The sequence below is a fragment of the Streptomyces boninensis genome (assembly GCF_048572725.1).
GTDB lineage: Bacteria > Actinomycetota > Actinomycetes > Streptomycetales > Streptomycetaceae > Streptomyces > Streptomyces boninensis.
This window is the reverse complement of sequence record NZ_CP183837.1, coordinates 4893633-4906732: the sequence shown is the minus strand read 5'-3', so window position 1 is coordinate 4906732 and position 13100 is coordinate 4893633. Positions and strand designations below refer to the sequence as shown.

At 70.4% G+C, this 13100-nt stretch carries 15 protein-coding genes and 1 tRNA gene; 10 read left to right on the top strand and 6 right to left on the bottom strand.

Features of this window, described 5'->3' with window-relative positions; genetic code table 11:
- Nucleotides 1–172: 172 nt before the first annotated feature.
- Nucleotides 173–997, bottom strand: a complete 825-nt coding sequence (locus ACNNMR_RS22295) for a glycerophosphodiester phosphodiesterase (protein WP_419996432.1) — start codon at nt 995–997, stop codon at nt 173–175.
- Between the two features lie 174 nt (nt 998–1171).
- Between ACNNMR_RS22295 and ACNNMR_RS22290 the strand changes: the two genes are divergently transcribed.
- Together ACNNMR_RS22290 and ACNNMR_RS22285 are read left to right on the top strand one after the other, a co-directional pair.
- Nucleotides 1172–2587 (top strand): S1C family serine protease, encoded by a 1416-nt coding sequence (locus tag ACNNMR_RS22290; RefSeq protein WP_419996431.1) that lies wholly within the window; start codon nt 1172–1174, stop codon nt 2585–2587.
- Between the two features lie 48 nt (nt 2588–2635).
- A tRNA-Ser gene (locus tag ACNNMR_RS22285) sits at nt 2636–2722 on the top strand.
- 193 nt (nt 2723–2915) lie between these two features.
- On the opposite strand, the gene ACNNMR_RS22280 is transcribed toward ACNNMR_RS22285, so the two are convergent.
- Nucleotides 2916–3554 (bottom strand): hypothetical protein, encoded by a 639-nt coding sequence (locus ACNNMR_RS22280; protein ID WP_419996430.1) that lies wholly within the window; start codon nt 3552–3554, stop codon nt 2916–2918.
- Nucleotides 3555–4209: 655 nt separating this feature from the next.
- On the opposite strand from ACNNMR_RS22280, the gene ACNNMR_RS22275 reads away from it, so the two are divergent.
- On the top strand, nt 4210–5046 hold the full coding sequence (locus tag ACNNMR_RS22275) for an SAM-dependent methyltransferase (protein ID WP_419996429.1): 837 nt from the start codon (nt 4210–4212) through the stop codon (nt 5044–5046).
- 67 nt (nt 5047–5113) lie between these two features.
- The gene (locus tag ACNNMR_RS22270; RefSeq protein ID WP_419996428.1) at nt 5114–5518 is read left to right on the top strand and encodes a hypothetical protein; all 405 of its coding nucleotides are present in this window, start codon (nt 5114–5116) and stop codon (nt 5516–5518) included.
- Between the two features lie 50 nt (nt 5519–5568).
- On the opposite strand, the gene ACNNMR_RS22265 is transcribed toward ACNNMR_RS22270, so the two are convergent.
- Nucleotides 5569–6423: a bifunctional DNA primase/polymerase gene (locus ACNNMR_RS22265; RefSeq protein ID WP_419996427.1), complete on the bottom strand. Its 855-nt coding sequence runs from the start codon at nt 6421–6423 to the stop codon at nt 5569–5571.
- A 224-nt stretch (nt 6424–6647) separates the two neighbouring features.
- On the opposite strand from ACNNMR_RS22265, the gene ACNNMR_RS22260 reads away from it, so the two are divergent.
- The 6 genes from ACNNMR_RS22260 (at nt 6648) to ACNNMR_RS22235 (ending at nt 11123) form a co-directional block, all read left to right on the top strand.
- Complete coding sequence (locus ACNNMR_RS22260) at nt 6648–6929, top strand: hypothetical protein (RefSeq protein ID WP_419996426.1); 282 nt, start codon at nt 6648–6650, stop codon at nt 6927–6929.
- A 140-nt stretch (nt 6930–7069) separates the two neighbouring features.
- Nucleotides 7070–7990: a Zn-ribbon domain-containing OB-fold protein gene (locus tag ACNNMR_RS22255; protein ID WP_419996425.1), complete on the top strand. Its 921-nt coding sequence runs from the start codon at nt 7070–7072 to the stop codon at nt 7988–7990.
- Entirely contained in the window at nt 7987–8385 is a 399-nt protein-coding gene (locus ACNNMR_RS22250; protein WP_419996424.1) for a MaoC/PaaZ C-terminal domain-containing protein, read from the top strand. Before ACNNMR_RS22255 ends, ACNNMR_RS22250 begins: the two co-directional genes overlap by 4 nt.
- Nucleotides 8382–9551, top strand: a complete 1170-nt coding sequence (locus ACNNMR_RS22245) for a lipid-transfer protein (RefSeq protein WP_419996423.1) — start codon at nt 8382–8384, stop codon at nt 9549–9551. Before ACNNMR_RS22250 ends, ACNNMR_RS22245 begins: the two co-directional genes overlap by 4 nt.
- 52 nt (nt 9552–9603) lie before the next feature.
- On the top strand, nt 9604–10434 hold the full coding sequence (locus ACNNMR_RS22240; RefSeq protein ID WP_419996422.1) for a glycoside hydrolase domain-containing protein: 831 nt from the start codon (nt 9604–9606) through the stop codon (nt 10432–10434).
- Between the two features lie 143 nt (nt 10435–10577).
- Entirely contained in the window at nt 10578–11123 is a 546-nt protein-coding gene (locus ACNNMR_RS22235; protein WP_419996421.1) for a SigE family RNA polymerase sigma factor, read from the top strand.
- On the opposite strand, the gene ACNNMR_RS22230 is transcribed toward ACNNMR_RS22235, so the two are convergent.
- Genes ACNNMR_RS22230 through ACNNMR_RS22220 form a run of 3 tightly spaced genes read right to left on the bottom strand, consistent with a single transcriptional unit; the run spans nt 11120 to nt 13092 of the window.
- The gene (locus tag ACNNMR_RS22230) at nt 11120–11980 is read right to left on the bottom strand and encodes an acyl-ACP desaturase (protein ID WP_419996420.1); all 861 of its coding nucleotides are present in this window, start codon (nt 11978–11980) and stop codon (nt 11120–11122) included. The genes ACNNMR_RS22235 and ACNNMR_RS22230 overlap by 4 nt on opposite strands.
- Before the next feature lie 11 nt (nt 11981–11991).
- The gene (locus ACNNMR_RS22225; protein WP_419996419.1) at nt 11992–12825 is read right to left on the bottom strand and encodes an SAM-dependent methyltransferase; all 834 of its coding nucleotides are present in this window, start codon (nt 12823–12825) and stop codon (nt 11992–11994) included.
- A 3-nt stretch (nt 12826–12828) separates the two neighbouring features.
- The gene (locus ACNNMR_RS22220; RefSeq protein WP_419996418.1) at nt 12829–13092 is read right to left on the bottom strand and encodes an acyl carrier protein; all 264 of its coding nucleotides are present in this window, start codon (nt 13090–13092) and stop codon (nt 12829–12831) included.
- Nucleotides 13093–13100 lie beyond the last annotated feature (8 nt).

Sequence of the window (13100 nt, the reverse complement as noted above, 5' to 3'; positions counted from 1 at the left end):
GCAGGCACCTGCTGTGCCACCAAGTGCGTCACCACCCCCGAGACCTCCTCTGCCCCACGCCACGGGAGAGATGCCCCCGGGTGATGGATCGGAAACCGGCCATCTGTGATCCCTTGATGCACTCGTTACGATCGATAACGCAATGGATGCGCCGGTGCGCGCTGCGTAGTGGTCAGTCCTGGCGGAGTCGCGCCAGCGCATCGCGGGGGCGGTTGGTGATGACGGCGTCGACGCCGAGGCGGGCGCAGAGGTCGAGGTCGGCCGGTTCGTTCACCGTCCATACGTGGATCTGGTTGCCGGCGCGGTGCACCCGGGATACGTAACCGGGGTCCCGGCGGACGATGCGCAGGCTCGGGCCGGCGATCGTGACGCCCGGCGGGAGCCGGCCCTCGCGGTAGCGGGGGCGGACGAACTGCATCAGGAAGACCGTGGGGATGGCGGGGGCTGCCGCCTGCACGCGGTGCAGGGAGCGGGCCGAAAAGCTCATCACACGGATGGGGGACGGGGTGTTCGGCGTGCCTGTTGTCAGGCCGAAGCGGGTGAGGAGCTCGATGAGGCGGGCCTCTACCTGGCCGGCCCAGCGGGTGGGGTGCTTGGTCTCGATGGCCAGCTCCACGCGGCGGCCCGAGTCCACGACCAGTTCGAGGAGGCGCTCCAGCGTCAGTACGGAGGTCAGCTCCTCGTGGGTCCAGTCGGGGGCCTCGTCGGTCTCCTTCCAGGAGCCGAAGTCCAGCTGGGCCAGGTCGGCGAGTTCGAGGGTGGAGACGGCGCCGCGGCCGTTGGAGGTGCGGTTCACCCGGCGGTCGTGCACGCAGACCAGGTGACCGTCGGCGGTGAGCCGGACGTCGCATTCGAGGGCGTCGGCGCCCTCCTCGATGGCGGTGCGGTAGGCCGCGAGGGTGTGCTCGGGGGCTTCCTCCGAGGCGCCGCGGTGGGCCACGACGGCGGGCCGGGGGCGGGCCGGGGAGGGCTGCGGAGCGGGTAGGGCGCTGCTCATCGGGTCATGGTGCCACCCTCGTCTGCCCGCGAGCGGATGCGCCCGGATTGTCCGGCGTAAAGGATTTAAGAATCATCTCAGCTGGAGCCTTATAGGCGCCTGATCCGCCGTGAGGCAACCTAGCGAGAGGGTATTCGCACGAACGTGGCGTGAGTACTAGATGAGGAGAGAGCTGTGAGCACCTCGAACGACGACGGGACGCCGCCGCGCCCGGACACCCCGCCGGCGGCAGGGGCTCCGAGCGAGCGTGGCGATGAGCGTACGGTCGAGGACGCCGGCACCACCCGCCCGGTGGGCGGGCCGGAGCCGACGGCGCCTGGGCCGACGGCGCCGCCCGAGCCGCCCGAGCGGCCGGCGTGGGGCGCGGCGGAGCCGCCGCCGCCCGCCGGTGGCGGTGACGGCTCTGGTGGCTGGGCCGGCTGGGGTACGCCCGGGGAGCCGCTGCCTGCGGAGCCGGGTGACGGCGGCAAGAAGAAGGTCGCCGGCGGCCTGATCGCGGGCGCGCTCACCGCCGCGCTGGTGGCGGGCGGCATCGGCGGCGGGATCGGCTACTGGGCCGCGAACGACAACAACTCCGACGGCTCCACCCCGGTCTCCGCACCGCAGAACAACCAGAAGATCGAGAACCCGCCGGGCTCGGTGGCCGCCATCGCGAACAAGGCGCTGGCGTCCGTCGTCACGATCGAGGCGCGCGGCAGCGGCGGCAGCGGCGGCACCGGCACCGGCTTCGTATACGACAAGCAGGGCCACATTCTCACCAACAACCATGTCGTCGCGGGGGCCGCGCAGGGCGGTCAGCTGACGGCGACCTTCTCCAACGGCAAGACGTACGACGCCAAGGCGGTCGGCACGGCGCAGGGCTACGACATCGCCGTCATCAAGCTGGAGAAGGCCGACGACCTCAAGCTCACCCCGCTCCCGCTCGGCAACTCCGACAAGGTCGACGTCGGCGACCAGACCATCGCGATCGGCGCCCCCTTCGGCCTGTCCGGCACGGTCACCACGGGCATCATCAGCGCCAAGAACCGCCCGGTGGCGTCGTCCGACGAGACCGGCTCGAAGAACTCCTACATGAACGCCCTCCAGACCGACGCCTCCATCAACCCCGGCAACTCGGGCGGCCCGCTGCTCGACTCCGGCGGCAATGTCATCGGCGTCAACTCCGCCATCCAGACGGGCGGCGGGGGCGGCGAGAACCCGTTCGGCGGCCAGCAGGGCGGCTCGGTCGGCCTCGGCTTCGCGATCCCGATCAACCAGGCGAAGTACGTCGCCGGCGAGCTCATCAAGACCGGCCAGCCGGTGTACGCGATCCTCGGCGTCTCGGTCGAGAACGGCTACCAGGGCTCCGGCGCCAAGGTCAGCGACTCGGGCGCGGACGCGGTCACCCCGGGCGGCCCGGCGGCAAAGGCGGGCATCAAGCCCGGCGACGTCATCACCCGCCTCGACGACACCGTCATCGACAGCGGCCCCACCCTCATCGGCCAGCTCTGGACCCACAAGCCCGGCGAAAAGGTAAAGGTCACCTGGAAGAGCGACGGCAAGACCCACACCGAAACCGTCACCCTGGACGCCCGCAAGGGCGACAGCTGACACCCGGTAGGCTGTACGGGCTCCGCGCCCCCCGGGCCGCGAAGCCCAGGAGGGTTGCCCGAGCGGCCTAAGGGAACGGTCTTGAAAACCGTCGTGGCAGCAATGTCACCGTGGGTTCAAATCCCACACCCTCCGCAGCAGAGCTGCCCCTGACCAGCGCGAACGGTCGGGGGCAGCGTTGTGCCCCGGGACTTGTGTCGGGGTTGATTAGTCGGTTTCCTCGATGAGGTCGTCCCAAGTCATGTCCTGGAGCGAGGCGTTGATCCCGAGGCGGGTCTTCTCGGCGTGTGGGGCTGGGGCCGGCTGACAGCGGGGTGTCGGGTGGTGGCTAGGGCAGCCGGTCCAGCAGCCAGGAGCCGAGTTCGCTGGTGATCAGGGGGCCACCCGGGTTCCGGGCGCCGGTCGTAGTGTCGTCGAACGGCCCCTTGTCGAGGTCGAAGTCCAGCTCGTTCGTGAATTCCTCGCTGGCCAGGCCGAAGAGCCGGGGCAGCTGTGGCCACTCGCCCATGTCGTGCAGTTCGCCGGCTTCCTGCTGGGTGGGGGAGGTTCCGTTGTACGAGTAGTACACCGCGGTTCCGTGCGCGAACCGCATGTTCTCCAGCTTGACCAGGCCGTAGCGGGCGGCCAATGCGCCCCGGCCGATGCCGCCCGCGACCAGCGGCGCACTCCCTACTCGCTGGGCGAGGGCCCTTTGAACGGTCTCCGTTACGGCTTTTGCCAGGTTGGCGAGCCCGGCAGTGCCGTCGTCGTAGCCGATCAGGATCAGACTGCGGCTCCGCTCGTGCAGCGCATCGAGAAGCGAGTACGAGGAATGATCGACGCCATCCCTGAAGGCGGTGTAGTCCGTCTTGCCGGTCCCTCCAGCAGCGGCCAATATGAACGACCTCGTGAGGGGTGCATCCCCCGGGGAGAGCATCCACGCGGTTCCTGTGCTCAGCTTCCATTCCTGCGGCGTGACCAGTGCCATGGCTCCTCCATCAGGACACGTCGGTGCAGACGGATGCGGTTGCGGTGACGGTAAGAGCGCACCGGTCCCGTAGGCAGGGGTCGAAGGGGCCACGCTCCGCGCCGGACCGGCCTATTGCCCCAGCTGGAAGGCGCCCCATCCGCGCCCGACACCGGGCACGGATGAGTAGTGGCGCTCATGACCGCCCGGCCGGAGACCCGGAGACTGGCCGGCATGACAGATGCCATCGCAAAGTGGATCTACTTGGCCATGCTTCGATTCGCCGCAGTCAGGCTGGGGACACCGCGGCAAGGCCGCGCTCTTCTGGGAGGTGTCCGGCTCCATGCCGCCCGCCGGCGGCCGCATGGCCGTACACGCTCTGCTCGACCACTGGCGGGCCCGCGGATATCGGATACGACGCGTCCGCCTCGCGCCGACGGGTCGCGGCCACATGGACGTACGTGTCTCCGTCCCGGGCGGCATAACGGCCCACGCGGCAATTTGGTCGCATCGGAAAGACTCCGGCTTCTCCTGCTCCGCCCACTCGCGCCACGTATGGCGCTACGGCGTTCCCCACCGCAGGGGGCCAGCCGCCTCTTGATCTGACGTGCTCCGGTTCTGATGATCGGCGATAACATGCAGTGCAGGTTGGGGAGTTGAGGGGCGGGAGGGGCGGATGACGGGCAGGTCGGATGGTGGGCGGGATATAGATCTGCGGACGGATGTGCCGCATTCGGCTCGGGTGTACGACTACCTCATCGGAGGGAAGGACAACTACGCCGCTGATCGGGCTGCTGGGGATGCTTCCGTTGCGGCTTGGCCCAGCCTGCCGACCTCTATGAAGCAGACGCGGATCTTTATGCATCGGGTGACTCGGACGCTTGCCGCCGAGTACGGGATGCGGCAGTTCCTCGACATCGGGACCGGGATTCCTACGCCGCCGAATCTGCATGAGGTCGCTCAGGAGGTCACGCCTGAGGCGCAGGTCGTGTATGTCGACAACGATCCCATTGTGCTTGCGCATGCCCGGGCGCTGCTGCAGAGCAGTCCGGAGGGGAAGACCGGGTATATCCAGGCCGATATGCGCGATCCCGAGGCGATCCTTCGTGATCCGAAGCTGCATGAGGTGATCGATCTCAAGCAGCCTGTGGTGCTGTCGCTCATCGCCATCGTCCACTTCATTCTGGACGAGGACGATCCGCACGGGATCATCGGGCGGCTGTTGCGCGAGCTGGCGCCCGGGAGCTTTCTCGCGCTCACCGTCTTCACCGGCGATACGGACCCGGAGCGGGTCGCCGGCGTGGGGCGGACGTACAACGAGCGCGGCATCCCGCTGCAGATCCGGGACCGGGCGGAGGCCGAGCGGTTCTTCGACGGGCTCGACCTGATCGACCCGGGCGTCACCCTCGTCCATCACTGGCGGCCGGATGGGATGAGCGACCAGGTGCCCGACTCGCACATCGCGATGTACGGCGGCGTGGCCCGTAAGCCCGTCCAGGTACTTAGAGCCTGAATGAGTAGCAGCGCTCTCCCCGCGGTCCCTGGCTATGTCCGACGCTGGCCGTATGTGGCAAGGAGTAGTGCGCAAGCTCGGATCCCAGGCCGGTGCCCTCGTCCTGACCGCCGGTGTCGCGATGGGGCTGTGGGCGGCCTGGCTGGGGTGGGATCAGCGGTACGACGAGCACCCCGACGGCACGGTGAGCGGGCCTTACGAGGCGTGGCAGGTGGTCGGTCTGGTGCTGACGCTGCTCGCGCCGGTGGTGTTGGCTGCGCTGCGCGGGTACGCCGTGGGGGCCGTGATCGGCACGTCGGCGGGGCTCACCGCGGCCGCGTTCATCGACTGGTCGGATGACGAGAGCGGGCTGTTCATGGTCGGGGTGATCCTGGTCATGGTGGGGAGTCTCGTCGGGACGCTGGTCGTCAGCGCCATTGCCCAGGCCGCCGGGCCGAGTGCGGAGCGGCGCCAGCCGCACGGTGTGCGCTAGCGCCGCACCAGGGCCGCACCGGCGCCACGGGCGCCGCACCAGCGCCCCCCTCACATCGCCGTATGCCGCGCCGCCGACGCCACCGTCGACGTCGCCTCCCGCTGTGGCAGCCCCGTCGCGACCGCCGCCGCCACCAGCGCCGCGCCGACGTCGTGACCGTGGCCCGACTCGTACGCCCGGCAAGCGGCCCAGAACAGGCGCGCGTTGCGTTCCCCGGGGCGGGAGGCGCCGACGAAGCGGATGAGGGCGTCCGCGCGCCGGTCCCAGGGGCCTTCCGCCGGGGGTGGTTCGTGGCTGGCGGGGGGCGTGGTGAGCAGGCGCAATAACGGGGCGGGGGCCGGGGCCGGGGAGAGCGCCGAGTGGGGGGCCAGGCGGTAGCTGCCCTGGAGGGTGACCGAGCCGGGGCCGACCAGGTAGCCGCCGGAGCCGCGGATGTCGATGCCGGGGCCGAGCCGGCCCGCCGAGTTGGGCACCTGGGCGCCGGGCGGGCCCGCGAGCCAGAGGTGGCGGCCGCCGCTGGGGGTGATCACGGTGACCGTGGCGGGGATCGTGAAGCCGAAGTCGTCGGCCAGGGATTCGAATGCTGCCAGGGAGTCCGTGCCTCCCTTCACGTCGAGGTCGATGCCGATCAGGCGGTACGGGGGACGCCCGCAGGCGATCCCGTAGCCGGTGGCCCAGGGCGCCGCTTCGAACAGCGCGCGGACCATATCGGGGTGCGTCGAGGCGTCGTGGACGCCGTGGCCGAGCCGGCCGCACTCGCCGCGGCAGGGCACCCGCGGCCAGTCCTGGTGGTGCGGGGAGCGCACCGCGGGCTGCTTGGCGCGGGACAGCGGGAAGACGGGCAGGCCGCGTTCGGCCGCGGCGAGGGCGTGTTCGAGTGCGTGTGCAGGGGCTGAGCCTTCCATGGCTCCAGTATCGAATATTTGTTCGAGACGCGAAAGTGGGGGGCGTGTGCGGGTTTACGGCGGGCGGATCATGCGGTCGAGCGAATCGAGGGTTGTGTGGTGATAACCCTCGGATTCGGGGGCAACGATGCTGTCGCGACGTCGTGCAAGACCCCAGGGGCCGCCGGCCGGTGGCCCCGGAACGTAACCAGGCTTTACCAAAGCCACTGGGAGGGACCAGAACCATGGCCAGCATCCGCACCGCCCGTGTCCTCGCCGCCGTAGCCTCCGTGCCCCTGGCAGCGGCGCTCTTTACGGGCGTCGCCACGGCGGACAACGGGGCCTTCGCCGACGACGGCTCCATCTCCGGCGCCACCAGCCAGACCAACGGCGGCGACAACTACGGCGTCAGCGTCAGCAGCTCCAACCAGCAGAACAACACCGGCATCGGCAACTCCAACCAGGGCGCCTCGGCGATCGGCGACGGCAACGTCCAGACCCAGATCGCCTTCTCCCCGCTCTGGTAGCCGCCCGGTAGCCGTCCGCGGCAAGCGGTAGTCCAGGCCGGCGAGGCCGCACCCCAGCCGGGGGTGCGGCCTCGCCGCCTTGTCGGCGGGTTACCGGTGGTCTTGACTCCGCCAGGTATCTGACGGACAGTCAGATCCTTATGAGCCAGGACGACGATGCGCTCTACGAGCGGCTGAAGACGTACGAGGGCCAGTCCGCCGGCGAGGCGGGCCGCGGCCACGACCCCGTCAACGAGCCCATGATCCGCCACTGGTGCGAGGCCCTCGGCCACCCCGTACCGCCGGACGGCTCGGCGCCCGCGACGATGCTGCAGGTGTGGACGATGGCCGGGTACAACGGGCCGACCGGGCGGTCCGGCACCTACCTGGAGCTGTTCGCGCTCCTGGAGGAGGCCGGCTGCACGTCCATCGTCGCGACCGACTGCGAGCAGGAGTATCTGCGGCCGCTGCGGCCCGGCGACGACCTCGACTTCGACTCCGTCATCGAGACGATCTCGCCGCGCAAGACCACCAAGCTGGGCAGCGGGCACTTCATCACCACGCGGATGCAGCTGCGGGTGGCGGGGGAGGTCGTGGGGACGCATCGCTTCCGGGTCTTCAAGTACGCGCCCGCCAAAGCTCAGAAGGCCCGTCAGCCCGCGGCCGACAAGCCCAGGCGCCCCCGCCCCGTCGTCAACCGCGACAACGCCGGCTTCTGGGACGGCGTCGCCGACCGGCGGCTGCTCTTCCAGCGCTGCACCGGCTGCCGCACCGCCCGCTTCCCCTGGCTGCCCGGCTGCAACTCCTGCGGCTCGCCGGAGTGGACGGCCGAGGAGGCGGCGGGCGAGGGGACCGTCTATTCGTACGTCGTCATGCACCACCCGCGCTTCGAGGCCTTCGAGCCTCCCTACGCCGTCGGGCTGATCGAGCTCGACGAGGGCGTACGGATGATCAGCAACGTCGTCGGGGTGCCGTACGACAAGGTCCGCATCGGCATGCCGGTGCGGCTGGAATTCGCCGAGGTGGAGGACGACTTGGTGCTGCCGGTGTTCCGGGCGACCGGAGAGGGGGAGGCGGAGTGACCTCGACCTCACAGACGCTTCCTGAGCTGCGGATACCCGTCACCCGCAAGCTGATCGTGGGCGGCGCCATCGCCACCCGCGACTACCAGGACGTGCACCACGACGCCGTCGCGGCGAAGGAGCGCGGGTCACCCGACATCTTCATGAACATCCTCACCACCAATGGCCTGGTGGGCCGCTACGTCGCCGAATGCCTCGGTCCGGGAGTGGAAGTGCGGGCCGTACGCATCCGGCTCGGCGTCCCGCAGTATCCGGACGACGAGCTGGTGTTCACCGGCGAGTTCACCCCTGGTGAGGACGGGACAGGACAGGTGTCCGTGGTCGGTACGAACCGCCTAGGTGCGCACGTCACCGGCACGATCACCGTCGTATTGCCAGGGGAGGCGCGCGCATGAGCCGGAATGCTCCCGATCGGCTGGGCGGCCGGGCCGCGATCGCCGGGATCGGCGCGACCGAGTTCTCGAAGGACTCGGGGCGCAGCGAGCTCAAGCTCGCGGTGGAGGCCGTGCGGGCGGCGCTCGATGACGCGGGTCTTGGACCTGAAGACGTCGAGGGCATGGTCACCTTCACCATGGACACCTCGCCGGAGATCACCGTCGCGCAGGCGGCCGGGATCGGCGAGCTCAGCTTCTTCTCCCGTATCCACTACGGCGGCGGCGCCGCCTGCGCCACCGTGCAGCAGGCCGCGATGGCCGTCGCCACCGGGGTCGCCGAGACCGTGGTGGTCTACCGGGCGTTCAACGAGCGCAGCGGCCGCCGCTTCGGGTCAGGGGTGCAGCAGCGGCAGCCGTCCGCGGAGGGCGTCGCGCTCGGCTGGGCGCTGCCGTACGGGCTGCTCACCCCCGCCTCCTGGGTGGCGATGGCGGCGCAGCGCTATCTGCACACGTACGGGCTCGACGCCGCCGACGCCCTCGGCCCGGTCGCCGTTACGGCCCGTAAGCACGCCGCGAACAACCCCGCCGCCTACTTCCACGAGCGCCCCATCACCCTCGCCGACCACGCCGCCTCCCGCTGGATCGCCGAGCCGCTGCGGCTGCTCGACTGCTGCCAGGAGACGGACGGCGGGCAGGCGCTGGTGATCACGAGTGTCGAACGCGCCCGCGACCTGCGCCGTAAGCCGGCCGTCATCACCGCCGCCGCGCAGGGCGCGGGCCGGGCGCAGGAGCAGATGACCAGCTTCTACCGGGACCGGCTCACCGGCCTCCCCGAGATGGGCGTGGTCGCGCGGCAGCTCTGGCGGACGGCGGGGCTGGCGCCCGGCGAGGTGGATGTCGGGATCCTTTACGACCACTTCACGCCTTTTGTGCTGATGCAGCTGGAGGAGTTCGGCTTCTGCGGGCCCGGGGAGGCCGCGGATTTCGTACGGGAGGAGCGGCTGCCGCTCAACACCCACGGCGGGCAGCTCGGCGAGGCGTATCTGCATGGCATGAACGGGATCGCGGAGGGGGTGCGGCAGCTTCGCGGCACCTCCGTGAACCAGGTGGCGGGGGCGGGCAGCGTACTGGTGACGGCGGGGACGGGTGTGCCCACGTCCGGGTTGCTGCTCGGCGCAGACGGCTGACGGGCGCGTGTCGCCGGGGCGTTGACCGGCCGGCGGCACCTTCACTGTCCGTATGCATGGAACGGTTACGGCACCTCGACGGACTCTCGTAATCGCCGCGGCATGTGCCGCCCTCGCAGGACTCGCCCCGGCGTCCGGCGAGCGGGCGGCCGCGGCCGGCCCGGAGCCCTTCCAGGGCGAGGCCTTCGACACGTGCAGCGCCCCGCCGCTGGACACGATGCGGGCCTGGCGGGCCTCCCCGTACCGGGCCGTCGGCATCTACTACGCGGGCCGCGGGCGGCACTGCCAGGAGCAGCCGCAGCTCACCCCGTACTGGCTGCGGGAAGTGGACCGGATGGGGTGGCGGGTGCTGCCGGTGTACGTGGGCTCGCAGCCGCCGTGCATCAAGGGCGCCAAGAAGGCGGTGCGGATGCACGGGGAGGCCGGGAAGGCCGCGAAGGCCGGGCGCTCCGAGGGGCGGGACGCGGTGGCGAAGGCGAAGCTGCTCGGCATGGCGAAGGGCAGCCCGCTCTTCCTCGACATCGAGGCCTTCTCGTACAAGGACGCCAAGTGCCGGGCCGCCACGCTCGAGTTCGTCCGCGCCTGGAACCGTGAGGTCCAGCAGCGGGGCTGGCTGGCCGGCTTCTACAGCAGCGCGAGCTCCGGCGTGCGGATGGTGGAGGCGGCGCGGCGGGCGGGGCAGGACGGGATGCCGGAGGTGATGTGGTTCGCGCGCTGGCACGTCGGGCCGAGCCTGCACGATGAGCCGCAGCTGGCGAAGGACGCCTGGCAGCCGCACCGGCGGGTGCACCAGCACGAGGGGAACGTGGAGGAGACGCACGGCGGGAAGACGCTGATGATCGACCGGAATGTGGTCGATGCGCCGACGGCCGTGCTGAAGTGATGAGGGTCATCCCCGGGGGGTAGTCCCCCGCGCCCTCCACCCGTGGGAGGTGTAGCCAGCACCACCCCTACTCCCTGAGGTGGAGCCGCCATCGCGACCTCCGGCCGATCCATTTCGTACCGGCCCGCTCTTAGCGTTATGCCATGGCCGCAACAGTGTGCAAGACCGCATCGACCCCCGCGTTTCCGACGTTCACGTCGTACGTGTCGGACCGGGGCCCGGTCCTGCTGCGTACGGCCCGTTCGCTGACGCAGAACCCCGCCGACGCAGAGGACCTGCTGCAGACGGCGCTGACGAAGACGTACCTCGCCTGGGAGCGCATCCAGGACCCGCGCGCGCTGGACGGATACGTGCGCCGGGCCCTGGTCAACACGCGCACCTCGCAGTGGCGCAAGCGCCGCGTCGACGAGTACGCGTACGGCGACGACCTCCCCGAGCCGGATGTGCTCCCGGCCCCCGACCCCGCCGAGGCGCAGGCGCTGCATGACGCGATGTGGAAGGCGATCATGGGGCTGCCGGCGCGGCAGCGGGCGATGGTCGTCCTCAGGTATTACGAGGATCTGAGCGAGCAGCAGACCGCCGAGGTGCTCGGGGTGTCGGTGGGCACCGTGAAGAGCGCCGTGTCGCGCGCGCTGGCGAAGCTGCGGGAGGACGCGGCGCTGGGTGAGCTGGGCGGGCTCGCGGGCTAGCCGCGCCCGGCCTGGAGTTGGCGGCAGGTCGTCACGAAAGAGACGAGTTCGTCCACCTTGTCGGACTTTGCGTTCACTGCCCGGTTCACCACCTTCACCAGGTGGTCGTACGCCTCGGTGTGGTCGTAGCGGGCGGTGTCGGCGATCTTCAGGGCCCAGCGCCAGTACCCGCGGATGGTGTCCGCGAGCGGCATCCGGAACTCGGCGATCACCTCGCGCATGGGCTCCACCACCGCGTCGCCGTAGCGCTCCAGGTAGAGCCGGACCATGCCGGCGAAGAAGGAGAAGTGCCGGGCCTCGTCCCGGCTCAGCCGGACCAGCACGTCCGAGAGGAGCGGGTCGCCGACCACCTGCCGCAGATGCTGGTAGTAGATCTGGGTGGCCTTCTCCTGGACCAGGGGATACACGAAGAACTGCACTGCCTGGTCGTAGGGGAGCCGGAATGGCTTGCGGCCCTCTGCCGCCAGTGCGTCCCACAGCTCCTCCTGGCCGGCCAGACCGGTGGCCACTTGGTAGCGCGCCAGCACCTGTGCATGCGTGTCCTCCTCCTGGGCCCAGCGGACGGTGAAGTGGTACAGCTCCCGGTTGTGGATGTACGTGGGCAGGTCGACGGTGTCGTTCACCGGGAAGTTCTGGTCGTACAGAGCGAAGTAGCCGGGCAGATGGTCCTCGATGATGGTGATGAACCGCACCGCGGACCGTTCGCCGGCGGTCAGCCGGTTGGCGTCGGCCCGGGACCAGTCGAAGCTGTGGTCGACGTCCCAGCGCTTTGACGGCGGTGAGGTGCGCAGGAAGGCGCCGGCCGCGGCGGCGACGTCGGCCGCAGGCAGCAGCGGTCCGGACAGGTGAGCGTTCATCCGGGCCGCCATCAGCGGGACTTCCGCAGGGTCAGCGCGTAGTGCTTGGTGGTGAAGCCCCACCCCGCGTTGGCCGTCTTCAGATAGCGCTCCAGCCGCCCGGACAGGCCCGGTTCGAGCGCGTCGAGCGCCGCGGCGTTGCGCTCGACATTGGCCAGCCAGTCCTCGATCGTGCGCCGGTAGTGGCCGGTCAGGTCGTCGACGGCGGCGATCGTGAAACCGGCGTTCTCCGCGCCGCGCACCAGGTCGGAGAGCGGGCGCATATCGCCCCAGCCGAAGATCGAGTCCCGTACGAAGAGGGAGTTCTCGCGCCCGGCGAAGGCGGCGCGCTTGGCCGCGTTGCGATAGCAGCTCTCGGATACGTACATCCGGCCGCGGGGCCTGAGCGCCGCCCAGGCCTGGCGGAAGACCGCGTCCGGATCGGGCATGTGGACGATGGAGCCGAGCATGGTGATCGCGTCGTAGGACCGCGGCTCCAGGTCGAGATCCTCGATCCGGCCGATGCGGGTCGACACCCGGCCGGACAGCTTCGCCGCGGCGGCCCGTCCGGCGATGTAGGCGTGCTGGTTGGGCGCGGGGCTGATGCCCTCCGTGGTCGCGCCGTACTCGGCCGCCATGAAGAGGATCAGCGAGCCCCAGCCGCAGCCGATGTCGAGCAGCCGCATTCCCGGGCGCAGGCCGAGCCGGTCGGCGACGAAGTGCAGCTTGTTCTGCTGCGCCTGGTCGAGGGTGTCGTCGTCGGTGCGGTAGAGGCCGGCGCTGTACTTGCGGGTGCGGTCGAGATACAGCTGGAAGATCCGCGGATCCTGGTCGTAGTGCTGGTTGGTGCGCGCCTCGGTGGTCACCGGTCAGCCCTGCCGGCCGAGGAGGCCGGAGACCGCGCCGGCCACGTCGCGCACCGTCTTGAAGCCGAAGACCTGGTCGTCCTCCAGCTCGACGTCGAATTCCCGCTCGATCCGGGCGACGGCACGCAGCACCTTCACCGAGTCGGCGCCCTCGACCGCGGTGAGGTCGAGGTCGGGGGTCAGCTCGGCGGCCGGGCGGCCGAACTCGGTGGCTATCAGGTCGGTCACGGTGGCGACGATGTCGGCCGCGGTCCTGGTCTCGCTCATCTCTTCCT